Genomic DNA, 23,265 nt, shown 5'->3' with positions numbered 1-23,265 from the left:
CCTTCCTGGGTCAAGGGAGGGTGTGCGGAGTCACAGCGGGCCTCCGGGCTCTCCTTGGGCCACCGCCACCGGGCCCCGGCCGTCATCGGCCTGTCCGGCCGCGTCGGCACGGTCGCGCCCCCGGAGGATCCGTTCGAGGACTGACCGGCCGAGTTCCCCGGCCGGCGGTACGGCCGCGGCGCGCGCCTCGAACCGTTCCCGGTCCGGGGCTTCGGCCTGGAGGACGGCCATCTCCTCGTCCACGGCGGCGCGTTCGCCGCGCGGGTCCATGAGGTCGGACCCGGCCCGCAGGGCCGGGGCCGTGCCGGGCGGTGGACGAGGATGCGGTAGGCGGCGACCTGTAACCGGACGGGCAGCGCCTCCGAACCGAGGAGGGCCACCCGGGCTCGCAGGACCGCGGCGTGGCTGATGGTCGTCGTGTGCGTCAGGACGGTGATTCCGAAAGCCGTACAGGTGCCCGAACAGGGGCATTCGGCTGTGCTGTCCGTCCTGCGGAATCACCGTCTGACCTGTCACGATGAGAACGTCTTCACCCCTGTGCCCGTCCCGGACGCCCCGTCAGTCACCGATCCGGGGCCCCGCCGTCCGGCGCCGTTGACAGTCGACCCGGCACGTGCGAAAAAGGCAGTAGGCCGTGTTCGGTCACCGTGTGTCCGCCTCTCGGCGCGACGTTCACCTTCGAGCCCCGCCCGTCAACACGCGCCCGCGCCAGACTGACCGAGGCCGTGTGACACCCTCTGCGCGAAACCGCCGAACAGTGGGCACACCACCGCAAATGTGAACGGACGGCACCCCTTTGACCATGATTCCTGCCTCCCGTGTCGCCGGACGGACCTGGACCGTCCGGCTCACCGGTCACGGCGACCACACCGTCTCCGTCAGTTGCAGCACCGAGGCCTGCCGGATGCCGCCCCGCTCCAAGGACACCGCGGCCATGCGGCGGTTCGCCGCCGAGCACGTCCGGGCCCACGCCCGCCTCGCGACCGTCCGGCCGAACGCCGGATGCGCCTGCCGAGCTGCGGAATGCGCCTACCACGAGAACAGCAGGACCGCCTGCACCGGTGTTCCGCTGCTCGTCCTCATCCACAACCCCGTCGTGGGGCAGGTGTGGACGCTCGCCGAGATCTGCCAGGCCTGCGCTCCGCTGATCTCCCACACCGTCATCCTCGGGAGCGCCCGCCGTCAGGCGGGCGCCGGAGCCGCGCCCGCGGCGGCCCCCGCCCCGGAAGTCCCGGCCGAGACGGCCCCGGCCCGCGTCGCCGTCCCCGGCGGCTTCTCCTCCCCGGAGGCGGCTCCCGAGGCTGTGGCGCGCAGGCGTCCGCAGCGCGGAGGTCCCCACCGGGGCGGGCCGCGCCGCGCCCGCTGACGCGAGCCCTTCAGGACTGAGGCAGCACGGTGGCAGGCCTGCGGCAGGCTTGCCGCGCGTCCGGTGTCAGCAGGTGTTGCCCACGGCGTCGATCTTCGAGCCGAAGCGGCCGCTGTAGTTGCTGGCGTAGTCCCCGGCCCGGACCGCACGGCATTCCTTGCCGTTCGCCCAGTCGATGAAGGCTCCGCTCCGGTTCGCCCGGAAGGAGCCGACGTGGTCGGTGAAGCGGCTCGGCAGGTCCACGTACCCGCCGCGCCAGACGTAGCGCTCCCCGTTCCCGTCCTGGTGCCTCCACAGGCAGATCGCGTTGCTCGGGCAGGAGGGCAGGGCCTGGGCCGGTGTGGCGGAACCGAGCGTGGTCACCACCACGGCCCCGGCGAGCAGCAAGGTGCGTAAGTGACGTGCCTTCACAGGATTCCTCCTCGTCGCGTCAGTCCTCCCATCGTCCTCGTACGGGCGCATGAATGTGGGGGAACACCGACATCGGAACCCGGCCGCGGGACCGCACGCGCCGCCCGGTGCGATGCCGGCCGGTTCAGCGCCGCCACCAGAAGCCGGGCACGGCCACCATCGCCACCGCCAGCAGGACCCCGCCGGCGGCCAGTACGGCGGCGGCCGCCGGCCTGCGGCGCGGATCCGCCGCGGCGGCAGCCCACAGCAGGGGGACCGACAGGAAGAAGACCCCCAGCCCGCCCAGGGAGCCGAGGAGGGACCACGGCACCATGACGGCCCCCACGGTCGCCGCGGCGCGCACGAACCCGGCCCGGCGCCGGTGGAGGAACAGCGGCAGCGCGACCAGGGCGGCCGTCACGGAGAACGTCACCGGGTAGGCGAAGCCCTCGGTGTAGCGGCTGAACGCCAGCCCCGGCGCCACGGGCGCCATCGCGGCGGTCACCACCAGCGCGAACTGCCACGGATGGGCCCGATCCGCGGTCGGGTCGACGGCGCCCTCGTGCGCGCCTCTGCGGGTCACCGCGCTGGTCTTCATGGCCGCCCCACGTCCTACTGCCCCGAACCTTGGTCTGAACGCGTTCAAGGTAGCGGATCGGGGGCCTGCACGGGCAGTGCCGTACGACACCTCCGGGACCGCCGGTCACGGCACGGCGGCCCGCGGGCTCGTCGAGCCGATGCGCGCCGCGAGGAGGGCGATGTCGTCGTCGGCGGACGCCGGGACCAGGTGCGCGATCAGCGAGTCGCACAGATGGTCCAGCGGCTGCTGCGGCTGGCCGAGCAGAGCGGTCAGCTCCCCCAGCCGGTCGTCGATGTCGCTGCTGCGGGCCTCGATCAGGCCGTCGGTGTAGAGCACGAGGACACTGCCCAAGGGCACGGTGAACGCGGTGGTGGTGAAAGCGATGCCGCCGACCCCCAGTGGGACGCCGGGCGGGGTCGTCACCAGGCGGACGGTGCCGTCGGGTTCGGCCACGGCCGGGGGCGGATGCCCGGCGCGGGTGACCGTGCAGTGCCCGGTGACGGGGTCGCACACCACGTACAGGAAGGTGGCGAGCATCGGCTCCGCCAGATCGGCCAGGGTCGCCTCCAGGTGGTGCAGCAGCTCGGTCGGGGGCATGTCGAGGCGGGCGAGGGCCCGTACGGTCGCGGAGAGGCGGCCCATGACCGCGGCCGCGGCGATGCCGTGGCCCATCACGTCCCCGATGAGGAGGCCGGCCCGGCCGCCCGTGAGGGGCAGGACGTCGTACCAGTCGCCGCCGACCTCGTTGACGTCGCTGGCCGGCAGGTAGCGGTGCGCGATCTCGATGCCGGGCGGCGCAGTGACGTGCTGGGGCAGCATGCTGCGCTGGAGCACGACCGCGGTCTCGTGCTCGTGGTGGTAGAGCCGCGCGTTGTCGATGCTGATCGCCGCCCGGGCGGCGAGTTCGCCCGCCAGGGTGACGTCGTCGGAGCCGAAGGGACCGGCCTGCCCGGTGCGGTAGAAGGCGGCGACGCCGAGGACCACTTCCCGGGCCACCAGCGGGATCATCAGGAACGAGTGCACGCCGGTCTCCAGCAGTTGGGCCGGCTTGGCCGTGTGGCGGGCGGCCGGCGCGACCGCTTCCGCGTCGAGGCGGGAGACCAGGTAGGGCTGCCGGGACGAGAGGGCCTGCGTGTAGGGAGCGGTCGCCGGGAAGGTGAGGGTCCTGCCCAGCGGCGCGAGGACACGGGTCACCTCGGACCCCGTCAGCGGCGCCTTGCCCAGCCGCCGCAGAGCGGTGCCGCCGACCAGCCCCATCCCCGGTTCGTCGCCGCGCGCGAGGACGTCCAGGACGTCGACGGTCACCGCGTCGGCGAGGTGCGGGACAGCGAGGTCGGCCAGCTCCTGCGCCGTGCGCTCCAGGTCGAGGCTGGCACCCAGGCGGGAACTCGCCTCGCTGAGCAGGGCCAGCCTGCGCCGGCCCGCCTCGGCCTCGGTGTGGTCGCGCTGCTGCGCGGTGATGTCGAGCAGGGAGGCGATCACACCGATCGGCCGGCCACCGGGGTCCTGCACCCGCACGTACGAGCACGACCACACCCGGTCGTGCTCCGGATCGGCCGGGGTCCGGCCGGTGCGGCGCCGGTCGAGGACCGGTTCACCCGTCTCCAGGACCTGGTGCATCGCCGCCTCCATCTCGCCGGCGTTCACCTCGGGCAGCACCTCGGCCAGCCGCCGGCCCACGTGGGCGGACTCCGCGAGGCCGTTCATCGCCTCCAGGGCCGCATTGACCTGAAGGAAGCGCAGCTGGGTGTCGAGGACGCCGATACCGACCGGCGAGCGCTCGAACAGCCCGTCCCAGACCGCCGAGGACCCCCGGATGCGGCGGGCCGCGTGGGCGTCGGCGGCGAAGACCAGCACCGCCGAGGCACCGTGGCGCCGGTCGGGCACGGGGCAGGCCCAGATCTCCAGTTCCAGGGGGTGGCCGTCGCGGTGCCAGGCGGTGACCGTACCCATCACCCCGCGCCCGGAGGCGGCCGTCTCCCACAGGGACCGGCCCAGGCTCCGGTCGGCCCCCGGATGGAGCAGGTCGGAGATGTGCCGACCGAGCACCTGCGGAGGGGCGTAGCCCAGGAGTTCCTGCGCACCCTGGTTCCAGCGCACGATCTGGCCGTCGCCGCTGGTGGCCAGCAACGCCACCCGGAGGGCGCCGAGCCAGCCTCCCGCGTCCTGGGCGGCGCCGCTGACCAGATCCTCGAACGGCATCTCCTCAGCCATCCGCCACCCGCCCCTCCCGGGCCGCGTTCAGAGCCTGCGGACGCTCACCCGCCGCGGCCGGCGGCTGCGCTTCCTCCACACCCCTCATCGTCGCCCCCACGGCCCCCGGGCGCACCCGCGTGCCTCCGGACGAGTGCCGCCGGACCCAGGACGACCGGCCCCGGCGCCGCGCCCGTCAGCGCGGACGGCAGGGGGGCCAGGCCCAGCATGCCGAGGGCCAGGGACGTCGCGACGCCGTGCCACGTCCGGGCGTCGCGCAGCATCCCGTGGCCGCCCGCCGGCATGCGGACCCCCAGGGTGCGCGCCCCGGCCGCCGCGGCCCGCTCCAGGAACTCCCAGGACTCCTCGGCGGACGTGACCCGGTCGCCCTGGTCGTGGAGGACCGCGACGAACCGCTCGCGCAGCTGGGCCACCGGCTCGTGCGGCGGGCACCAGGGCGCGAGGGCGACGACCCCGCACACCTGCGGACGGCCGGCGACGCGCAGGGCGGCCCGCCCTCCCATGGAGTGGCCCACCAGAACCACCGGAACCTCGCCCATCCGCCGGACCAGCTCGCCCAGCGCCTCGCGGGCGTCGTGCACCGGGTCCTCCCGCGTGCCGTTCCATCCCCGGTGGCGGTAGCGGACGCGGGCGACCGCGATCCGGTCCCCTCGGGTCGCACGGATGAGGGCCGACGCGAAGAGGGCCGTGCGGACGCCCGGCGCGTTCAGGGCGGGCGGCGCCTCCAGGGCGTCCGCGCGACCGCCGTGCAGGAAGAGGACCGCCGCCCGCGGCCGCGGCGGATCCCGCCGCACCACCAGGGCGCCGCCCCCGCCGGCCCGTGCCGCCGGGCTGCCGGCGTTCATCCCGTGGCCTCCCCGCTCCCCGGTCCGGTCCGCCCCCGCGGGCCGCGCGGGGGTCGCGGTACGAAGCCACTGGTCCGGGCCGTGTACGCGGCGTAGCCGGGGCGGTCGGCCAGATGGCGTTCCAGCAGGCGCTTGCCGCTGCCGCGGGTCAGCAGCAGGCTCATCACCACCGGGGACACCAGGCACAGCGCCGCGCTCCGCCAGGTGGCGCAGGCCATCAGGTAGATGCCCCACCACACGAGGAAGTCACCGAAGTAGTTGGGATGGCGGGTCCAGCCCCACAGGCCCCGGTCCATGATCCGGCCGCGGTGGGCCGGGTCGGCCTTGAACCGGGCGAGCTGGTGGTCCCCGACCGCCTCGAAGGCCAGCCCGGCGGCCCACACGGCCACCCCGGCCCACAGCAGACCGCCGACCGGGACACCGGCGTACGGGGCGGCCTGGACGGGCAGGGACACCAGCCACACCAGGGCGGCCTGGAGCAGGTACACCGTGCGCAGGGCGTACGCCGTGCGGCTGCCGCGGGCCCTGGCCAGCATCCGCTCGTACCGGGGGTCCTCACCGTGGCCGCGGCCTCGCCAGGCGATGTGGGCGGCGAGCCGCAGCCCCCACACGGCCGTCGCGAGCGGGGCGACGATCCTCGCGGTGGCGTCGCCGTGGCCCGAGGACAGGACGTACGTGACCCCCGCGACCGTGGCGAAGGCCAGGCCCCACGCCACGTCCACGTACCGGTGCAGACGCCGCGCGGTGCCCGCGGCGAAGGCCAGGAGGAGCACCGCGAGGACCGCGGCGGCGGACACCACCAGGTTCAGTCCGAAGGCGGGCCAGGCGCCGCCGCTCATCGCGGACGCTCCGTCGCGTACCTCATGGGCGGGTCTCCTCCACGAGCAGCAGCCGGCGCACGTCGAGGTACCGCGAACGGAAGCCGGCCTCCGAGTAGGCGAGGTAGAGCTCCCACATGCGCCGGAAGGTCGGGTCGAACCCAAGCGCCGCCACGGTCCCCGACCGCTCGGCGAAGCGTTCGCGCCACAGCCGCAGGGTCTCGGCGTAGTGGTCCGCGTAGCCGTCGTCGCGGACGGTGCGCAGGCCCGCCCGCGCCGCGTTCTGCGCGATGGCCTCCCGGGAGGGGATCAGGCCGCCGGGGAAGACGTACTTGCTCACCCAGGTGTGCGTCCGGCCGGTGGCCAGCATCCGCTCGTGCGGCATGGTGATGGCCTGGAGCGCGACGCGCCCGCCCGGGGCGAGGGCGCCGCGCAGCGCCCGGAAGTACGCCGGCCAGTAGGCCGCGCCGACCGCCTCGATCATCTCCACACTGACGACGGCGTCGTAGCGGCCCCGCACGTCCCGGTAGTCGCACAGCCGCACGTCCACCCGGCCGGCGAACCCGGCGTCGGCGACGCGCCGCCTCGCCAGGGCCTGCTGCTCGGCGGAGAGCGTCACGGTCACCACCCCCGCCCCGCGGGCGGCGGCCCGCAGCGCGAGTTCGCCCCAGCCGGTGCCGATCTCCAGCAGACGGGTGCCGGGGCCGACACCGGCGAGGTCGAGGAGGCGGTCGATCTTGCGGTGCTGCGCGGCCGGCAGCGCCCCGGGGCGGGCGGGAAGGGCCGTGAACAGTGCCGACGAGTACGTCATGGTCTCGTCGAGGAAGGTGGCGAACAGGTCGTTGGACAGGTCGTAGTGTCGCCGGACGTTCTCCCGCGCCCCTTCCACGGTGTTGTCCTGGGCCCGGGGCCGGCGCCGCGCCCAGGCCCCGCGCAGCCGCCGCAGGGGGGCGGGCACCAACTCGTCGACGTGCGAGGCGAGGACCGTCAGCAGGCCGGGCAGGTCGTCGCTGTCCCACTCCCCGGCCATGTACGACTCGCCGAAGCCGATCAGGCCGTGCGTGCCGATCCGGCGGAAGAACGCCTCGGGCCGGTGCACGTCCAGGGACGGGCCGCTGCCGGCCGGCGGGTCCTCGCCGAGCCGTACGCGCAGCGGCAGGACGGACAGGGCCCGGCCCACGAGCAGCCGTGCGGCCAGCGTGTGTCCCGGGCGGGGCTGCGGCGGGCGGACCACGTCGGGCCACGCCCCTGCGTCGGCGCGGGCGTCGGCGTGCGCGGCGCGGGCGTCGGCGTGCGCGGCGAGGGCCGGTATCGGCCGGGCCGGGCGGCCGTGCTCGTCCGTCGTGGGAGGGAGGGGAAGGGTCACTGACCGGTGCCTTCCCGGGAGTCGGGGGTCGTGCGGGGCTGTACGGGGAGCCCGCGCAGGTACAGCAGGACGCCGTGGCGGCGGATGCCCGCCCAGACCGCCGCGGTGGACCACGGCCGCCGCAGGGCGGCGCCGAGCAGCGCGGACGGGGTGGCGGCCCGGCGCCGGCCCCGCACGGTGGCGGTGAACGGGCGTCCGCCGGCGCGGGCGAGCTGGACGGCCAGGTCGAGGCGTTCGCCCGGGACCGGCAGCCGCATCCGGTAGTGGCCGTCGACGGGGAAGAAGGGCGACACGTAGAGGCCCTTCGCGGTCTCGGCCCGGCCCCGCGCGTCCGTCTCCAGGAGGTACGCGTGGCGCTGCCCGTAGGTGTTGTGCACCTCGGCGACCACGTAGCGCAGGGCGCCGGACCGGTCATGGCACCAGTACAGGGTGAGGGGGTTGAAGACGTACCCCAGCACCCTGGCGTGGGCCAGCATCAGCACCCGCCCTCCGGCCGGGCGGATCCCGTGTGCGGCGAGCCAGGCCTCCAGGCCCGCCCGCAGGGTGGGCGCCGTGCCCCCGAAGTGGTCGCGGGCGTCGAAACGGGCGAGGGGGCGCAGGGCTCGCGGGAGTCGGGGCAGCGCGTCGAGGTCGACGAGCCACATGTAGGTGCGGTGCCGGAACGCGTACCGCACCGGGGCGGTGCGCACGTGCGCCACGACGCAGTCGTACAGGTACGCCCTGTCGGACCCGGCGGGCGGCGCGGCCGGCTGCCCGGCCGCCGTCCCGTGCGGCCGGCGTGCGCAGGACGGCGGGCGCGTCACCACCGCACCCCCAGCGCCGCGGCGGCCTCCACACCGGACCGGCAGCCGTCCTCGTGGAACCCCCACCCCTGCCAGGCGCCCGCGTACGCCGTCACGGCCGTGTTCAGGAGCGGCAGTTCGCGCCGGCAGGCGACGGAGTCGGGGGTGTAGACGGGGTGTTCGTACACCATGCGCGCCAGGACCCGGTCGGGTGCGATCCGGTCGCCCGCGTTGAGGGTGACCACGTAGCGGTGCGGACCGGACAGCCGCTGGAGGCGGTTCATGTCGTAGCTGACCTGGGCGCCGCCCGCCGGGGTGTCACAGGTCGGCAGGTGGTAGTTCCACGAGGCGCGGGCCCGCGGCTTCGTCGGCAGCAGCCGGGTGTCCGTGTGCAGCACCGTCGGGTTGCGGGAGGACCTGAAGGCCTCCAGGAGGCGCCGCTCGTCCTGGCTCGGGTCCGCGAGCAGGCCCAGCGCCTGGTCGGGGTGGATCGCCAGGACCACGGCGTCGTAGGGCTGCGCCCCGCCGTCCCCCGTCGTCACCAGGACCCCGCCGGGCCGTCGGGCCACCGCGGTCACGGGGCTGGAGGTGCGCGGGCTGCCGATGTGCCCGGCGAGCAGGGCGACGTAGGCGGCGGAGCCGCCGGTCACCGTCTTCCACCGCGGGGAACCGGTCACCGAGAGCAGGCCGTGGTGGGAGAGGAAGCGGAAGAGGTGACGGGCGGGGTACTCCAGCGCCGTGCGGGCAGGACAGGACCAGACGGCCGAGACCAGGGGCACGACGAAGTGGGACACGAAGTACGCGGAGAAGCGCCCGTCGCGCAGGAACCGGCCCAGCGTGTACCCCTCGTCGCCCTCCGCGGCGAGGAAGCGGCGGGCGCGGCGGTGAAAGACCGGCACCTCGGCGAGGAGCCGCAGGTACCGGCCGCGCAGTGCGGCCCGCCCGGTGAACAGCCCGCCGGGGCCGCGCGCTCCGGCGTACTGGAGGCCGCAGCCGTCGCACCGCACCGACATGCTCATCTCGGAGTCCTGGGTGGCGACGCCGAGTTCGCGGAACAGGCGCAGGAGCTGGGGATAGGTGCGCTCGTTGTGCACGATGAACCCGGAGTCCACCCCCACCGTGCCGCCCCCGGCACCGGGCAGTCCGTGCGTATGGGCGTGGCCGCCGAGCCGTCCCTGTGCCTCGTACAGGACGACCTCGTACCGCTGGTTCAGCACGTAGGCGGCGGTCAGGCCCGCCACGCCGCCGCCCACCACGGCCACTCTCCGCCGGTCCACCACCGCTCACCCGCTTCCTCGTCCCGCGGCCGCAGGACGGCCCTCTCATCTGTACTTCGCCGCCCGGGGCGGATTCGGATGGGCGGGCGGCGGATCCGTACGGAAATCCGCTGCCCGCGCACCGGGGCCGCTACTTCGGCATCAGGACGGTGTCGACGATGTAGACGTTGGCGTTGGCGGTCCTGACGTTGCCGCAGACGACGTTCGAGGTGGCGCCGACCTTGTAGGACGTGCCCGAGCCACTGGTGGTGAGCCTGCTCTGCTCCAGGGTGTCGAAGGAGCCGTTCGCCAGCTGCTTCGGCGTGAGCCGCTGCCCGACCACGTGGTAGGTGAGGATCTTGGTCAGGGTGGCCTTGTCGGCGAGGACCTTGTCCAGGTCGGCCTTCGGGATCTTCGCGAAGGCGTCGTTCGTCGGCGCGAAGACGGTGATCTCCTTGGCGTTGTTGAGGGTGTCGACCAGACCCGCCTTCTTGACCGCGGTGACCAGCGTGGACAGCGCCGGATTGTTGGAGGCCGCGGTGGCGACCGGGTCCTGGGCCATGCCCTCGAAGGATCCGGCGCCCTCGGCGGGAACACCGGCGCAGGCCGGGCCGAAGGGCCGGTCCGCGGTCGTCGAGGCGTCGGGGAGCGCGGGCTGGGAGGCGGCGGCGCCTGCGTTCCGCTCCGCGCCCGGTCCCGCCGCGGAGTCGGTTCCGGAGTCGGAGCAGGCGGCGAGGGAGAAGGGCAGGACGACGGCGGCGGCGACGGCGAGGGCGGTACGTCGGATGCGCGGGGTGCTGGCCATGATGCGGGTCTCCTGTGATCTTCGCGGGTTCGGCGGACAGAGGTGGCCTGCCGGGCAGCCGGTCAGCGGTCGGTCAGCTGCGGGGCAGGGGGCAGCGGCCCCGCCGACGGCGGGCGGGCCCGGTCCGGGGCCGCCGGCCAGTCGTGCGGAGGATGCTCACACCCTGTCTTCGGAGCCCCGGGTCCGGCGGATTGCCCCGTCCCGCGAAGGGATTGCGGGAGGCTGCTGTGGTGCGACCCTCCCGTCCCGGGCCGGGTGGTGACGTAAGGTCGCCCTCGCCCGTTCCCGTCGGCGGGCCCGAGGAGACGCGACGTGCCCACCCAGGACAGCAGCTGCGACGGGACCGCGCCGCCGGCCCTCCGGCACGCCGCCCCGAGCCGCCGACGGATGCTGGGCGCCGGTCTCGGTGCGGTCGCGGCCGCCCTGCCCGGATGCTCGGGCGACTCCGGCCCCGTCCGGCGGCTGCGGCTCGCCACGGGCCCGGAGGGCGGACCGTACAACGCGTTCGGGAAAGCCCTGGCACTGGCCGTCGCCGCGGGGAGCGACCGGCTGGAGATCGTCCCGGTGGGCACCGCGGCGAGCGTGGACAACCTCCGGCAGCTGGAGGAGGGCTCCGTCGATCTGGCGCTGGCCATGGCGGACGCCTCCGAGGACGCGGTGCTGGGGCGCGCGCCGTTCCCCCGCCCGGTCGCGGTGACGGCCCTGGCCCGGGTCTACGTGAACTACACGCACCTCCTCGTCCCGGAGGCCGGACCGGTGCGGTCGGTGGAAGCCCTCGCGGGCCGGCCCGTCGCGGCAGGAGCTGCGGGGTCGGGGGTGCAGGTGGTGGCCGGGCGGCTCCTGCGGTCGGCCGGACTGAGCGACGGCCCCGCAGCCGTCCGCGAGCGCAGCCTGGGCCTGGCCGAATCGGTGCGGGCGCTGCGCGGCGGCACGGTCGACGCCCTGTTCTGGTCCGGCGGGGTGCCCACGCCCGCCCTGTCGGAGCTGGCGCGCGCACTGCCCCTGCGGTTCCTCCCGCTGGACGGGTACGTGGCCGCGCTGCGCGAACGCCACGGTCCCGTCTACACGACGGTCACGCTGCCGGCCGGGGCGTACGGGCTGACGGAGCCGGTGGGGACCGTCGGGGTCGGCAACTACCTCCTGGCCCGCGCGGACGTGGCGCGCAGCGGCGTGTCCGACCTGCTCCAGGTGGTCTTCGACCGGTGGAGCGACCTGCTCCGGGAGGTGACGGCGGGGGCGCGGCTGGAGCCGCGGTTCGCCATCTCGACCGGAGCAGTGCCGCTGCACCCGGGGGCGGTGGCGTACTACCGTTCCGTGTACGGCTGAGCGCTCACGCGGGGGGACACGGCAGCCGCAGTTCCACCGCCAGGCCGTGCGGGGCGTTCCCGGCGACCAGCAGCAGGCCGCCGCTGATCCGGGCGATCTCGTCGGCGATGGCCAGGCCCAGTCCGCTGCCGGGCACGTTCTGGTGCTCGGGCGAGCGCGCGAAACGCCGCAGCAGCAGCGGGAGCTGGTCCGGCGGGACGCCCGGCCCGTCGTCGCAGACCCGTACGAAGACGAACCCGTCGGCGCGGTCCGCGCCCCCGGTGCCTGCGGTGCCTGCGGTGCCTTCGGTGTCCTCGGCGGGAGCCGGGGTTCCGGCGCCGTCCGTTCTCCGGCCGGCGCCGACCTCGATGCGGCCGCCGGGCGGGACGAACTTGACGGCGTTGTCGAGGAGTGCGTCCAGGACCCGGCCCGCCGCGTCGGGCAGCGCACGCGCCCGCAGTCCTTCCGGGAGGCCCGTGACGGCCAGTTCCAGCCCCGCGTGGCCGAAGACCGGGGACCAGGCCCGCACCCGCTCCCGTACCGCCCGGGACACGTCCTGGTCCACCGGCTCCGCCGTGCCGGACTCCACCCGGGCCAGCGCCAGCAGGCCGTCCAGCAGCTCCTCCAGGCGCTCCGCCTCCTCCAGGGCGTGGGCGTGCTCGGCCCGCCCGGGCCCTGGTGCGATGTGCGGTTCCACGTTGTCCAGCCGCAGCACCAGGGTGGCCAGCGGATTGCGCAGCTGGTGGGAGGCGTCGGCGACGAAGTCGCGCTGACGGCCGATGGAATCGGCCATGGCCTGGGCCATCGCGTTGAAGTGCTGCCGGAGGTTGCGCAGTTCGGGCGGCCCGGTGTCGGAGACGGCCCGTGCCTGGAGGCTGCCCGCGGTCAGCCGCTCCACCGCCCGGTCGAGATCGAGGACCGGGCGCATCAGCCAGCGGGTGACTCCGGCCGCCACCAGCGCGGCCGCCGTGAAGGCGCCCGCGGCCCCGGCCGCGATGAGCGACCAGCGGACGGTCACGTCCCGGCGCGCGGCAGCGGTGGGCACGGTCAGCAGCACCGCTCCGCTGACCCGTTCGTCGCGGCCCACCGGCTCGGCGATCACGACGGTGTCCGGGCTCCAGGGGCGAACGGTGGGCAGCCGGTCGGTGGAGCGCCCCGTCAGGGCGCGGCGCCGTGCGTCCGCCACCTCGGCGCGGGAGCCGGCGCGGGCCTCCTCGGCGCGGGCGTCCCCGGAGGAAGCTGCCCCGGCGGGAGCCGCCCCGCTCGCAGCTGCTCCGGAGTGCGCGACGGTCGCCCCCGCCGTGTCGACCACCGCCACCGAGGCCCCGTACAGCTGGGCGTACCGGCCGATCTCCGCGGACAGCTCCATCCGGTCGGCATCGGTGCGCATCCGGTCGGCGAGGTCGGCGAACCGCACGGCCTCCGAACGCCGTTGCAGGAGCAGGTGCTCGGTCCGGCCCCGCGCGTAGGCGTCGGCGAGGGGGAGCGAGAGCAGCAGCGCCGCGGTCCCCACGAGCACCATCAGCACCGCCAGGAGCCTGCGCCTCACGGCTGCCCGAGCTGGTAGCCGAACCCGTGCACGGTGCGCACCAGGCCGGAGCGCCCGGTCTTGGCGCGGATGCCCGCGACGTGCACGTCCAGCGACCGGGATGCGGCGAGGAAGGCGTCACCCCAGATCCGGTCCAGGATCTCCTCCCGGGACCGCACCTGGTCCGGCCGGGCGGCCAGGAAGGCGAGTACGTCGAACTCGCGCCGTGTGAGGCGCACTTCGGCGCCCGCCACCGTGACGGTACGCCCGGCCACGTCCACCTCCACGTCCCCGGCGCGCACCGGCCGCCCGCCGCCGGCGCCGGCCCCGGCGTCCGGGGCGGAGCCGGCGGAGTCGGCGGGGCCCCCGGTCCGGCCGCCGCCCGCAGGGGCGGTCCGGGGGCCCGTCCGGCGGCGTACCGTGTCGATCCGGGCCATCAGCTCGGCCATCCGGAACGGTTTGACGACGTAGTCGTCGGCGCCCGCCCGCAGCCCCTGCACGATGTCGCGCTCCTCGCAGCGTGCGGTCACCACGATCAGCGGTGCGTCGCAGACGGTGCGCAGCCGCCGCAGCAGCTCCAGCCCGTCCAGGTCGGGCAGACCCAGGTCGAGCAGGACGAAGTCGGCCTCGCGGACGTGCCGCAGGGCGTCCAGGGCGCGGCCGACCCTGCGGACCGTGTGCCCGTGCTGGGCCAGGGCCGTGCCGAGGGCCTGGGCCATGCGGTCGTCGTCCTCGACGAGAAGCGCGTGCACGGACAGTTCCCTCGCGACCTGTTGACCGGTTCGGCTCAGCTTACGGGAGCCGCCGCCGGACGGTCCCGGCCATCGGCCGCCGCCGCGGCGGCCTCGGCGTCGGCCTCCGCCTCCGCACGGCTGAGCGCGGCGTTGCGGGTGTCCGGCATCAGCACGTAGGTCACCAGGGAGACCAGCGCGCACCCGGAGACGTACCAGAAGAACATCGACTCGCGGCCGCTGCTCTTGAACCACAGGGCCACGTACTCGGCCGTGCCGCCGAAGAGGGCGTTGGCGACGGCGTACGGCAGCGCCACACCCAGGGCGCGCACCCGCGTCGGGAACAGCTCCGCCTTCACGGCCGCGTTGATCGAGGTGTAACCCGTGACGATCACCAGGGCCAGCAGCGACAGGCCCAGCGCGGACCAGTACGAGGACACCGACCCGAGCGCCGTCATGATCGGGTACGTCCCGACCGTGCAGCCCACCGCGAAGGTGATCAGCAGCGGGCGGCGCCCGATCCGGTCGGACAGCATCCCGGCGAACGGCTGGAGCACGGCGAAGAGGGCCAGGGCGGTGAAGCTGACCAGGGTGGCGGTCGTCTTCTCCATCCCCGCGCTGCCGACCAGGTACTTGGTGAGGTACGTGGTGTACGTGTAGTACGCGACGGTGCCGCCCAGGGTGAGCGCCATGACCAGGCCTGCCTGCCGCCGGTGCTCCCACAGGGCCTTCAGCGACCCGCGCGCGCTGTCGTCGTCACGGGCGTCCCCCTGTGACGGCTCCTCCTTGAAGGCGTCCGTCTCCTGGAGCCTCCTGCGCAGCCAGAAGACGACCACTGCGAACAGCGCACCGAGGAGGAACGGGATCCGCCAGCCCCAGCTCTCCAGCTGGGCCGTGGTGAGGGTGTGCTGCAGCGTGATCAGGATGCCGAGGCCGAGCAGCTGGCCACAGGTCATCGACACGTACTGGAACGACGAGCCCAGGCCCCGCCGGTTGCGGGCCGACACCTCGGTGAGGTAGGTGGCGCTTGCCGCGTACTCGCCGCCGATGCTCATCCCCTGGAGCAGACGCGCGAGCAGCAGGACCAGCGCGCCGAAGTAGCCGGCCTGGCCGTAGGTCGGCGCGACGGCGATCAGCAGGGCGGCCACCGACATCATGGTGACGGTGAGGGTGAGCGCGCTCTTGCGTCCGTGCCGGTCGGCGGCGCGTCCGAGGATCCAGCCGCCGACGGGGCGCATCAGGAAGCCGACCGCGAAGATCCCGGCGGTGTTCATCAGCTGGGTGGTCGGATTGTCGCCGGGGAAGAAGGAGTCGGCGAAGTAGATCGCGAAGCTGGCGTAGACGAACCAGTCGTACCACTCGACGAGGTTGCCGAGGGATCCGCCGATCAGGGCGGTACGGCGTTTCCGGCGCTCGTCCACGGTCGGTGGTGCGGGCACGGCGGCGGACGAAGACATGGCGGCTCCTGACGCAAGTCCCGGACGGGGGGAAGGAGAAGTGCCCAGAGCATGCAAGCGCCGCCACCGCCTAACAAGGACCGGCACACAGATCTAACATTCCGCTAAGAAAGCCCGGCTCACCGGCGGAAGGGACGGCGCCGACGGCCGCCGCCCACCGCCTTCCGGAAGGACCGCAGGCCATGCACCGCGACCACGCCCCGGCCGGGACCCCCGCCTTCGTCATGCCGCACTTCGGCGACGGTTCCGGCACCGCGGACCACGACCACCTCCGCCAGGCCGTCGCGAGCCTGCGGGAGCAGACGGACCCCTTCTGGCAGCTGGTCGTGGTCGACGACGGCTCACCGCACCGCCGGGACCGCGAGAGGGTCAGGGCCCTCCACGTGGCCGACCCGGAGCGGGTCGTCGTGCTGCAGCAGGACGTCAACCGGGGGCAGGGCTTCTGCCGCAACGTGGGGGTCCGCTGGGCGGCGGCCCGGGGTGCGCCGTTCGTCCTCTTCCTCGACGCGGACGACCTCGCCCACCCGCGGCGGCTCGAACGGACCCGCCGGATCTTCGCCGAGCACCCGGAAGTGGACTTCGTCTACTCGACGTTCCGCGTCATCGACGAGAACGGCCTGCCCGTCCCCAGGGAGCGGCTGACGCCCTCGGTTCGGGAGGTCCTCGACTCGCACGAACGGCCGGTCGAAGGGCCGAACGCATGGATCCGGATCGGTGCGGAAACCGGTTACACCTCACTGACCTCCACGGTCGCGGTCCGTACCGCCCTCGCCGTCGCGCACCCCTTCCCGGAGGTGCGGGGCTCGGAGGACGCGCACGCGTGGCTGCGGATGGCGGCGGGCGGGACCTCGTTCAAGTACGAGCCGGCGATTCCGGCCCGGTACCGGATCCCGCAGGGCGCGGCGGGTTCCTCCGACCGGGCGCGGATCGGGCCCGACTACTACCGGCGCAAGACGGAGGTCGACACCGACGGGTTCCGGCAGGCACTCGCCATCGCCCTGCGCCGCGGAGCGATCGAGCCCGCAGACGCCGGGCCGCTGCTGTCGGGGTTCCGGCGCCGCCTGGCCCTCACGATGGAGCGGGAGGGCCGTGCCGATCTGGCCGCGGACATCCTGGCGGCCGCGGACGGCCCGGACTGACGTCCGCAGGGGACCCGCCGCCCGCGCCTTCGCGGCACACCCGCGCCCGGCATGCCCCGGCAGGGACTGCCGCGGCGGAAACGGGGGCATGGTGATGCAGGGAGGACGACCTCCCGGCTGCCCGCGGTGACGCCCGTGTCCCGGGGACGCGCCGCGCCCTGTCACCAGCGCAGAAGGGCGGGTCCGCCGCCCGGCCGCGCCCCGGGACGTACGGCTGCCGCGCGTGAGCCGTGTCTCACCCGTGCGGAGGCGCTTGTCTATGCAACGAGTTGCATAGAAGGATCGGGTCATGGCACTTGAGCACGCGATCCTCGTCTCCCTCCTGGAGAAGCCGGGCTCCGGCTACGAGCTGGCGCGTCGGTTCGACCGCTCCATCGGATACTTCTGGACCGCCACCCACCAGCAGATCTACCGCGTGCTCAAGCGCATGGAGGGCGACGGCTGGGTCGACGTCCTCGAAGTGGCGCAGCAGGCGAGGCCGGACAAGAAGGAGTACTCCGTCGCCGCGGCGGGCAGGTCCGCCCTCTCCGCCTGGCTCCACGAGCCGATCCAGCCCGACAGCGTCCGGCACGAGCTCGCCGTGAAGATCCGCGGCGCGGCCTACGACGACCCGGCCGCGCTGATCCGCGAGGTCGAGCGGCACCACCGGGCGCACGCCGACCGCCTCACCCACTACCTCGCGGGGGAGCTGCGCGACTTCACCGGCCCGGACGCCCCGGTGGCGGGCGACGCCGGGCAGGAGCTCCAGCACGTGGTGCTCCGCGGCGGCATCGCTTACGAGCGGATGCAGCTCGCCTGGCTCCAGGACGTCCTGGACACGCTCCACCGGCTCGCCGAGCGCTGACCTCCCCGGCCCGGCGAGGCTCCGCGGACGGTGCCGCGGGCCCGCCCCGCGGATCCGTCCGCTCCCGCCGAGTCGGCATCCCTCCCCGGGCCGGCCGTTCCCGGCTCCGCCGCCCCGCCGCCGACCTCCCGCCGCCGACCTCCCGCCGCCGACCTCCCGCCCCTGATCCCGATCCGAAAGGCGACCCCTCATGTCCGACCCGCTGCTGTTCAACCCGCGCACCTACGACCCCGCGCACTTCGACCCCGAGACCCGCAGGCTGCTGCGCGCCACCGTCGACTGGTTCGAGGAGCGCGGCAAGCGCAGGCTGATCGAGGACTACCGCACCCGTGCCTGGCTGGCGGACTTCCTCGCCTTCTCCGCGAAGGAGGGACTCTTCGCGACGTTCCTGACCCCGGCCCCCGCCGCCGGTGAAGACGAGCCGGACAAGCGGTGGGACACCGCACGGATCGCCGCCCTGAACGAGATCTTCGGCTTCTACGGCCTGGACTACTGGTACGCCTGGCAGGTCACCATCCTCGGCCTCGGCCCGGTCTGGCAGAGCGACAACGCCGCCGCCCGCAGCCGCGCCGCCGAACTCCTCTCCGAGGGCGAGGTGTTCGCGTTCGGGCTCTCCGAGAAGACCCACGGCGCGGACATCTACTCGACCGACATGCTGCTGGAGCCGTACACCGACGCCGGGGGTGCCGGCGGCTTCCGGGCCACCGGCTCCAAGTACTACATCGGCAACGGCAACGCCGCCGGCCTCGTCTCCGTCTTCGGCCGCCGCACCGACGTGGAGGGCCCGGACGGGTACGTCTTCTTCGCCGCCGACAGCCGCCACCCCGCGTACCACCTCGTGAAGAACGTCGTCGACTCCTCGAAGTACGTCAGCGAGTTCCGCCTCGAGGACTACCCCGTCCGCGCCGAGGACGTGCTGCACACCGGCCGGGCCGCTTTCGACGCCGCCCTGAACACCGTGAACGTCGGCAAGTTCAACCTGTGCACCGCCTCCATCGGCATCTGCGAGCACGCGATGTACGAGGCCGTCACCCACGCGCAGGGCCGCATCCTCTACGGCCGCCCCGTCACCGCCTTCCCGCACGTGCGCCGCGAACTGGCCGACGCCTACGTCCGCCTCGTCGGCATGAAGCTGTTCAGCGACCGCGCCGTCGACTACTTCCGCTCCGCCGGCCCCGACGACCGCCGCTACCTCCTCTTCAACCCGATGACGAAGATGAAGGTGACCACGGAGGGCGAGAAGGTCATCGACCTGATGTGGGACGTCATCGCGGCCAAGGGCTTCGAGAAGGACACCTACTTCGCCCAGGCGGCCGTCGAGATCCGCGGCCTGCCGAAGCTGGAGGGCACGGTCCACGTCAACCTCGCCCTGATCCTCAAGTTCATGCGCAACCACCTGCTGGCCCCCGCCGAGTACGCGCCCGTGCCGACCCGGCTCGACGCGGCCGACGACGCCTTCCTGTTCCAGCAGGGCCCGGCCCGCGGCCTGGGCTCCGTACGCTTCCACGACTGGCGCCCCGCCTACGACGCGTACGCCGGCGTACCGAACGTCAGCCGCTTCCGCGAGCAGGCCGATGCCCTCTGCCAGTTCGTCGAGACCGCCGCCCCCGACGAGGAGCAGAGCCGCGACCTCGACCTCCTCCTGTCCGTGGGCCAGCTCTTCGCCCTGGTGGTGCACGGCCAGCTGATCCTCGAGCAGGCCCGCCTGTCGGGTCTGGACGAGGACGTCCTGGACGAGCTGTTCAGCGTGCTCGTACGCGACTTCTCCGCCCACGCGGTCGAGCTGTACGGCAAGGACTCCGCCACCGCGGACCAGCAGGCCTGGGCGTTGGGCGCGGTCCGCCGCCCGGTCGTCGACGCCGACCGCTCGGCCCGTGTGTGGGCGCGCGTGGAGGCGCTGGCCGGCGCGTACGAGATGGCTCCCTGAGCCCCTCGGTGACGCATACCGGCCCCGGCCGGCAGCGAGCACCCGCCCCGGCTGCCCCGCGCCCCGTGGCCCCGGCGCGGGGCACCCGGGGCGGCCGCGCGGCGACGTAGGCTCGGCGCATGACGCTGGAGTGGGAGCAGACCGTCGTGGACGCCCGGGACCCGGCCGCGCTCGGCCGGTGGTGGGCCGAGGCCCTGGGGTGGTCCGCCGTGGACGACTCGCCGGAGGAGTACGAGATCAGGCCCGGGCCCGAACGGCTCCCGGGACTGCTCTTCGTACGCGTACCGGACCCCAGGACGGTCAAGAACCGCCTCCACCTCGACTTCCGTCCCGACGACCAGGCGGCGGAGGTCGAGCGCCTGCTGGCGCTCGGCGCCCGCCGCGCCGACGTCGGGCAGGGTGACGAGGTGACCTGGGTCGTCCTCGCCGACCCCGAGGGCAACGAGTTCTGCGTCCTGTCCTCGCGCCGCCACTGAGCGGCGGGAAGGCCCCTTTCCGGTAGCAGCCCTGCCGCGGTACGCCCCGGGCGGCGTTCCTTGCGGGCGCCCGAAGGCGCCGGCGACGGCGGACCCGCAGACGTGGCCGACCGGCGCGACTGCACGGGCCGGCGGCTCGGCAAGCCCCCGGCGGTCCGGCGGACTCCTGCTCGGCCTGGTGGCGCCGGGCCCGCCGGACGCCGCGGCGCCTGTGCCGCCCGTGCGGCCGGGCGGGCGGATCGCGCTTCCCCGAGCGTCGCGGGCCGGACCCGGGGCAAGGTCCTCATGACCCCTTCAGCGCCGGGCCGGGCACCGGGGGACCGGGGGCGGACATCCGCTCGACGTCTGCGGTGAGCGAGTCGAGCCAGGCCACGGCGGCGAAGAACCGCGGCGAGCCGACCGCCGGCACCCCCTCGGCCCGGACCGGCCGGTCCGCCCCGCCGTCCCCCTCCGGCCGCTGCCCCGGCTCCGCCGGCTGCGCGTGCTGCGCCCTCCGCGCCTGCTCCCGCAACCGGGCGGCCACCCCGGCCCCGCGGGCCCGTAGCCACGCCCCGTCCTGCTCCCTGGGGGCCGGACCTCCCCGGCCGAGCAGCCGACGCGACCCCCACAGGGCGTGGTGGCCCGTCATGAGGGCAGCCTGCCAGTCCGACCCGGCGACGGCGGGCGCCCGGGGCTCGCTCAGGGACTGCGCGAACGCGGACTCCGCCAGCGACAGCGCGTGCTGGAGCGGCCGGTCGTCGGGCGCACTCCCCGGTCCGCCCGACGCCACCGCGTCCGTCGTGCTCCCGACCGTCCCGGCGGCCCGCGTCAACATCAGGGAGACCGCCCGGTGCAACTCCTCGTGCGCGCCCCGCGGCCAGGCGAGCAGCCCGAACACGACACCGATCATGCTGCCGATGGCCACGTCCATCACCCTCACCTCGGCCAGCCGCCACGTCACCGGGGCCAGCTGCGCGAACGCGAAGGACACCACCACGGTGAACATGCCCTGAGCCCAGCCCACGCCCCGCACAGGACCCACCCGGAACGCGACGAGCATGACGACCGGCAGCGCCACGGCGTAGACGGTGGTGCGCCCGCCGACCAGCGCGAGGACGACCGCGGCGACCAGGGCACCGACCAGGGTGCCGGTCAGGGCCTGGCGGACGCTCACCCGGGTCTGGGAGGCCGTGGTGCGGGTGAGGGACAGGACGGCCAGCATCGCCCAGAACCCGTGCGGCAGTGATTCCACGCCCGCGATCGTGCGGGCCGCCGCGAGCGCGAGGCTGATCCGGACGGCGTTCTGGAAGTGCACCGAGCGCGGCCCCGCGTGCGCTGCCAGCCGGTGCCACCACAGGCGCGGGGCACGCTGCCCGGCGTACCAGAACCGGCCGGGATCGGCCCCGGCCGAGGGCGCCGCGCTCCGGCCGCGCACGGCCATTGCCGCCGCGGTGGAGAAGGCCAGGGCGGCGTCCGCCAGTTCCAGCAGCGCCGCCCGACGGCGCCCCCATGCGGCGGTCGAGGGATGCCCGTCCGCCGCCACGACCTCCTCCCGTACGCGCCGCAGGGCGGCGGCCGCGTCGCTCGCTCCGGACGCGGGACGGACACCGGCGAGCAGGACCGAAGCCTGGGCGGCCGCCGCGCTGACCTCCGGCAGCACCGCCGGCCCCTGCTCCGGCGGCGGGCGGCCCGGGGGCGCCGGGGGAAGGATCATCAGGCGGGCGAGGAGCGTGCGGGCGGTCAGGCCCGCGTGGGCGAGCGCGCGGTCCCGCAGGCCCGGCCCGGCGGGACGTTCCGCTTCGTCGACCCGGAAGGGCCGCAGCGCTTCGCCGGCCGCCTTGGCGGCCGACGACGAGGCGGCGGACAGCGTGTACGGCGCCCGGCTCAGCTCGGCCGCACAGCGGGCGGCGGTGTCGGCGGCCCCGGAGGCCAGCTGCCGGTAGGAGGTGCCGGGCCGCTCGGGCAGCAGGAACCTCTCGGCAAGGATCAGGAGCACCAGCCCGAGGGTGGCTCCCGCGAGGCGCTCCCCGATGCTGTCGGGTGCGTAGGGCGGGAAGCACGGCAGGATGTACATGAGTTGCAGGCCCGGAGCCGCGCCCGCCACGCGCGGCCCGGCCGCCGCGACGAAGGCCAGCAGGAAGCCGATCAGCAGCGTGCCCGCCACGGCGCTCCAGGTCCGCACGGCGAGGTAGGTGCCGGCCGTCAGCAGGGCCCAGACGGCGGGCGTCGTCCTCAGGATCACGGCCGCCCGCTGCGGTCCGGTGCCGGGGACGTGGGAGAGGGCGGCCATGGAGACCGCCGCGAACAGGGCGTACGTGGCCGCCACCGGCCGGTCCAGCCCGTACAGGCAGACGAAGAACCCGGCGCACGCGGCCACTGTGGTGCGCAGCGCACGCCGGGCCGCGACCGTCGGGCCGCGGCCGGCTCCGCCGTCCTGTCCGGCGCCCATGCCTCCCATGATCGGACCGTTCACGGGAACCCACCACATACGGACCGACAACTCGGTCAGCGGGCCGGGCGGCCGGCCCGCGGGCCTACTTGTCCCACACGACGACGTCGAAGGTGCCCCGGGTGTCGGCCCCCTGCCCGGACTGCTCCTTGAGCGTCAGCCGGGCGACCCGGCCCTCGTCGGTCCTGGAGCAGACGGTCATGCCCGTCCGCATGGTCATCTCCTTGCCTGTGGCCTGGGTGTCGACCACGGCCGCGCAGTCGGCGTACGCGGGGACCTTGCCGGTGTCCGCCCACACCATCGCCTTCGCTCCGCGCTCGGGGCGCAGCATGCGGTCGCCGAAGGGGTACACGCTGAAGTCGTTGTCGGCGTTGACCTCGGCCCGCACGGGCGGGCTGACGTCCAGGTTCTTGTCCTCGGCGTATGCGATGACCAGCACGCCCTCCCACCGCACGGTCCCGGCCGCCTTCGCCGAAGGCGCCGGTGCGGACGGGCTCGCACCCGCCGCGGCACCCGATGCCGCACCCGGCGGGGCGCTCGGAGCGGCGGCGGTGGCCGGAGCCGCGGATGCCTGCGCCGGGGCGGTGGAGACGGGGGGCTCCTGGGCCGCGGGCGGCTTGGCGGCGCCGCCGGACCCGCCGGGCCCCAGCAGGTACGCGCCGAGCACCGTGACCACCGCGGCCACCAGGCTCGCACCGGCCCCGATCCAGGCCCCGCGGTGGGACGATCCGCCCCTGCCGCCGCCCGGCGGTACGGGAGCGGTCACGGGAGGTCCCGGCGGCCCCCACTGCGGTACCTGTCCGCCGTACCCGGGATCCTGCTGTCCGCTCACTGCTGTTCGTCCCCCCATTTGTGGATCTTGACCGGGGTAGGTTACCCCCCGCTCCGCGGCCCCCTCAACGAACCGGCGGGGCAAGGGCGGAGCCGGCGGGACCCACGGTCGCGGCGCAGGGGCACCGGCCCGCGGAGGGCGCCGGGATGATCGGAACGAGCCGGCGCACAGCCTGC

The 23,265-nt window shown here is 74.8% G+C and carries 21 protein-coding genes; 6 read left to right on the top strand and 15 right to left on the bottom strand.

What is annotated here, in order from left to right; all coding sequences use genetic code 11:
* Positions 1 to 30: 30 nt before the first annotated feature.
* Positions 31 to 270 carry a hypothetical protein gene (locus ACFWUZ_RS12605; protein WP_384371196.1) on the bottom strand — a complete coding sequence of 80 codons (240 nt, stop codon included), beginning with the start codon at positions 268 to 270 and terminating at the stop codon, positions 31 to 33.
* Between the two features lie 532 nt (positions 271 to 802).
* Here ACFWUZ_RS12605 and ACFWUZ_RS12600 point away from each other — a divergent pair.
* Entirely contained in the window at positions 803 to 1,366 is a 564-nt protein-coding gene (locus ACFWUZ_RS12600) for a hypothetical protein (RefSeq protein WP_384371194.1), read from the top strand.
* Positions 1,367 to 1,432: 66 nt separating this feature from the next.
* On the opposite strand, the gene ACFWUZ_RS12595 is transcribed toward ACFWUZ_RS12600, so the two are convergent.
* The 9 genes from ACFWUZ_RS12595 to ACFWUZ_RS12555 form a co-directional block, all read right to left on the bottom strand.
* On the bottom strand, positions 1,433 to 1,777 hold the full coding sequence (locus ACFWUZ_RS12595) for a peptidase inhibitor family I36 protein (RefSeq protein WP_384371192.1): 345 nt from the start codon (positions 1,775 to 1,777) through the stop codon (positions 1,433 to 1,435).
* 124 nt (positions 1,778 to 1,901) lie between these two features.
* Positions 1,902 to 2,354, bottom strand: a complete 453-nt coding sequence (locus ACFWUZ_RS12590; protein ID WP_384371190.1) for a hypothetical protein — start codon at positions 2,352 to 2,354, stop codon at positions 1,902 to 1,904.
* A 105-nt stretch (positions 2,355 to 2,459) separates the two neighbouring features.
* Positions 2,460 to 4,550, bottom strand: coding sequence for a SpoIIE family protein phosphatase (locus ACFWUZ_RS12585; protein ID WP_384371188.1), 2,091 nt, complete (start codon positions 4,548 to 4,550; stop codon positions 2,460 to 2,462).
* Between the two features lie 44 nt (positions 4,551 to 4,594).
* Complete coding sequence (locus ACFWUZ_RS12580) at positions 4,595 to 5,395, bottom strand: alpha/beta hydrolase (protein ID WP_384371186.1); 801 nt, start codon at positions 5,393 to 5,395, stop codon at positions 4,595 to 4,597.
* Positions 5,392 to 6,234: a DUF1295 domain-containing protein gene (locus ACFWUZ_RS12575; RefSeq protein ID WP_384371184.1), complete on the bottom strand. Its 843-nt coding sequence runs from the start codon at positions 6,232 to 6,234 to the stop codon at positions 5,392 to 5,394. Before ACFWUZ_RS12575 ends, ACFWUZ_RS12580 begins: the two co-directional genes overlap by 4 nt.
* A 22-nt stretch (positions 6,235 to 6,256) precedes the next feature.
* A complete protein-coding gene (locus tag ACFWUZ_RS12570; protein ID WP_384371182.1) occupies positions 6,257 to 7,579 on the bottom strand; it encodes a class I SAM-dependent methyltransferase in 1,323 nt (440 codons plus the stop codon).
* Positions 7,576 to 8,277, bottom strand: a complete 702-nt coding sequence (locus ACFWUZ_RS12565) for a DUF1365 domain-containing protein (RefSeq protein WP_384371180.1) — start codon at positions 8,275 to 8,277, stop codon at positions 7,576 to 7,578. The genes ACFWUZ_RS12570 and ACFWUZ_RS12565 overlap by 4 nt, the downstream gene beginning before the upstream one ends.
* Positions 8,278 to 8,378: 101 nt before the next feature.
* Positions 8,379 to 9,641 (bottom strand): NAD(P)/FAD-dependent oxidoreductase, encoded by a 1,263-nt coding sequence (locus ACFWUZ_RS12560; RefSeq protein WP_384371179.1) that lies wholly within the window; start codon positions 9,639 to 9,641, stop codon positions 8,379 to 8,381.
* 127 nt (positions 9,642 to 9,768) lie between these two features.
* A complete protein-coding gene (locus ACFWUZ_RS12555; protein WP_384371177.1) occupies positions 9,769 to 10,422 on the bottom strand; it encodes a fasciclin domain-containing protein in 654 nt (217 codons plus the stop codon).
* Positions 10,423 to 10,734: 312 nt separating this feature from the next.
* Between ACFWUZ_RS12555 and ACFWUZ_RS12550 the strand changes: the two genes are divergently transcribed.
* Complete coding sequence (locus ACFWUZ_RS12550) at positions 10,735 to 11,748, top strand: TAXI family TRAP transporter solute-binding subunit (protein WP_384371175.1); 1,014 nt, start codon at positions 10,735 to 10,737, stop codon at positions 11,746 to 11,748.
* A gap of 4 nt (positions 11,749 to 11,752) precedes the next feature.
* Here the strand turns inward: ACFWUZ_RS12550 and ACFWUZ_RS12545 are convergent, their stop codons facing one another.
* The 3 genes from ACFWUZ_RS12545 to ACFWUZ_RS12535 are packed head-to-tail and all read right to left on the bottom strand — an operon-like array spanning position 11,753 to position 15,443.
* Positions 11,753 to 13,249 carry an ATP-binding protein gene (locus ACFWUZ_RS12545; RefSeq protein WP_384371356.1) on the bottom strand — a complete coding sequence of 499 codons (1,497 nt, stop codon included), beginning with the start codon at positions 13,247 to 13,249 and terminating at the stop codon, positions 11,753 to 11,755.
* A gap of 23 nt (positions 13,250 to 13,272) precedes the next feature.
* Positions 13,273 to 14,007 carry a response regulator transcription factor gene (locus ACFWUZ_RS12540; RefSeq protein WP_384371173.1) on the bottom strand — a complete coding sequence of 245 codons (735 nt, stop codon included), beginning with the start codon at positions 14,005 to 14,007 and terminating at the stop codon, positions 13,273 to 13,275.
* Between the two features lie 35 nt (positions 14,008 to 14,042).
* Positions 14,043 to 15,443 (bottom strand): MFS transporter, encoded by a 1,401-nt coding sequence (locus tag ACFWUZ_RS12535; protein ID WP_384371171.1) that lies wholly within the window; start codon positions 15,441 to 15,443, stop codon positions 14,043 to 14,045.
* Between the two features lie 182 nt (positions 15,444 to 15,625).
* Here ACFWUZ_RS12535 and ACFWUZ_RS12530 point away from each other — a divergent pair, with 182 nt between their 5' ends.
* From ACFWUZ_RS12530 to ACFWUZ_RS12515, 4 genes are all read left to right on the top strand, one after another.
* On the top strand, positions 15,626 to 16,582 hold the full coding sequence (locus ACFWUZ_RS12530; protein WP_384371169.1) for a glycosyltransferase family 2 protein: 957 nt from the start codon (positions 15,626 to 15,628) through the stop codon (positions 16,580 to 16,582).
* A 289-nt stretch (positions 16,583 to 16,871) separates the two neighbouring features.
* A complete protein-coding gene (locus tag ACFWUZ_RS12525) occupies positions 16,872 to 17,426 on the top strand; it encodes a PadR family transcriptional regulator (protein WP_384371167.1) in 555 nt (184 codons plus the stop codon).
* Positions 17,427 to 17,616: 190 nt separating this feature from the next.
* Complete coding sequence (locus tag ACFWUZ_RS12520) at positions 17,617 to 19,353, top strand: acyl-CoA dehydrogenase family protein (protein ID WP_384371165.1); 1,737 nt, start codon at positions 17,617 to 17,619, stop codon at positions 19,351 to 19,353.
* A gap of 119 nt (positions 19,354 to 19,472) precedes the next feature.
* Complete coding sequence (locus ACFWUZ_RS12515; protein ID WP_384371163.1) at positions 19,473 to 19,829, top strand: VOC family protein; 357 nt, start codon at positions 19,473 to 19,475, stop codon at positions 19,827 to 19,829.
* Positions 19,830 to 20,112: 283 nt separating this feature from the next.
* Here ACFWUZ_RS12515 and ACFWUZ_RS12510 read toward each other — a convergent pair whose 3' ends face one another.
* Both ACFWUZ_RS12510 and ACFWUZ_RS12505 read right to left on the bottom strand, forming a co-directional pair.
* Positions 20,113 to 22,257, bottom strand: a complete 2,145-nt coding sequence (locus ACFWUZ_RS12510) for an FUSC family protein (protein WP_384371161.1) — start codon at positions 22,255 to 22,257, stop codon at positions 20,113 to 20,115.
* A gap of 85 nt (positions 22,258 to 22,342) precedes the next feature.
* Complete coding sequence (locus tag ACFWUZ_RS12505; RefSeq protein WP_384371159.1) at positions 22,343 to 23,023, bottom strand: hypothetical protein; 681 nt, start codon at positions 23,021 to 23,023, stop codon at positions 22,343 to 22,345.
* Positions 23,024 to 23,265: the final 242 nt, after the last annotated feature.

It is taken from the genome of Streptomyces sp. NPDC058646 (genome assembly GCF_042716875.1).
Lineage (GTDB): Bacteria > Actinomycetota > Actinomycetes > Streptomycetales > Streptomycetaceae > Streptomyces.
The sequence above is the reverse complement of the archived record's forward strand: the minus strand, read 5'-3'. Positions and strand labels throughout refer to the sequence as shown.

What these genes read in the sequence shown, in the direction of transcription:
- ACFWUZ_RS12555 (WP_384371177.1), bottom strand. Translation starts at nt 10,422, where the DNA reads ATGGCCAGCACCCCGCGCATCCGACGTACCGCCCTCGCCGTCGCCGCC.
- ACFWUZ_RS12585 (WP_384371188.1), bottom strand. Translation starts at nt 4,550, where the DNA reads ATGGCTGAGGAGATGCCGTTCGAGGATCTGGTCAGCGGCGCCGCCCAG.
- ACFWUZ_RS12515 (WP_384371163.1), top strand. Translation starts at nt 19,473, where the DNA reads ATGACGCTGGAGTGGGAGCAGACCGTCGTGGACGCCCGGGACCCGGCC.
- ACFWUZ_RS12510 (WP_384371161.1), bottom strand. Translation starts at nt 22,257, where the DNA reads ATGGGCGCCGGACAGGACGGCGGAGCCGGCCGCGGCCCGACGGTCGCG.
- ACFWUZ_RS12600 (WP_384371194.1), top strand. Translation starts at nt 803, where the DNA reads ATGATTCCTGCCTCCCGTGTCGCCGGACGGACCTGGACCGTCCGGCTC.
- ACFWUZ_RS12520 (WP_384371165.1), top strand. Translation starts at nt 17,617, where the DNA reads ATGTCCGACCCGCTGCTGTTCAACCCGCGCACCTACGACCCCGCGCAC.
- ACFWUZ_RS12590 (WP_384371190.1), bottom strand. Translation starts at nt 2,354, where the DNA reads ATGAAGACCAGCGCGGTGACCCGCAGAGGCGCGCACGAGGGCGCCGTC.
- ACFWUZ_RS12535 (WP_384371171.1), bottom strand. Translation starts at nt 15,443, where the DNA reads ATGTCTTCGTCCGCCGCCGTGCCCGCACCACCGACCGTGGACGAGCGC.
- ACFWUZ_RS12575 (WP_384371184.1), bottom strand. Translation starts at nt 6,234, where the DNA reads ATGAGCGGCGGCGCCTGGCCCGCCTTCGGACTGAACCTGGTGGTGTCC.
- ACFWUZ_RS12530 (WP_384371169.1), top strand. Translation starts at nt 15,626, where the DNA reads ATGCACCGCGACCACGCCCCGGCCGGGACCCCCGCCTTCGTCATGCCG.
- ACFWUZ_RS12525 (WP_384371167.1), top strand. Translation starts at nt 16,872, where the DNA reads ATGGCACTTGAGCACGCGATCCTCGTCTCCCTCCTGGAGAAGCCGGGC.
- ACFWUZ_RS12580 (WP_384371186.1), bottom strand. Translation starts at nt 5,395, where the DNA reads ATGAACGCCGGCAGCCCGGCGGCACGGGCCGGCGGGGGCGGCGCCCTG.
- ACFWUZ_RS12545 (WP_384371356.1), bottom strand. Translation starts at nt 13,249, where the DNA reads ATGGTGCTCGTGGGGACCGCGGCGCTGCTGCTCTCGCTCCCCCTCGCC.
- ACFWUZ_RS12605 (WP_384371196.1), bottom strand. Translation starts at nt 270, where the DNA reads ATGGACCCGCGCGGCGAACGCGCCGCCGTGGACGAGGAGATGGCCGTC.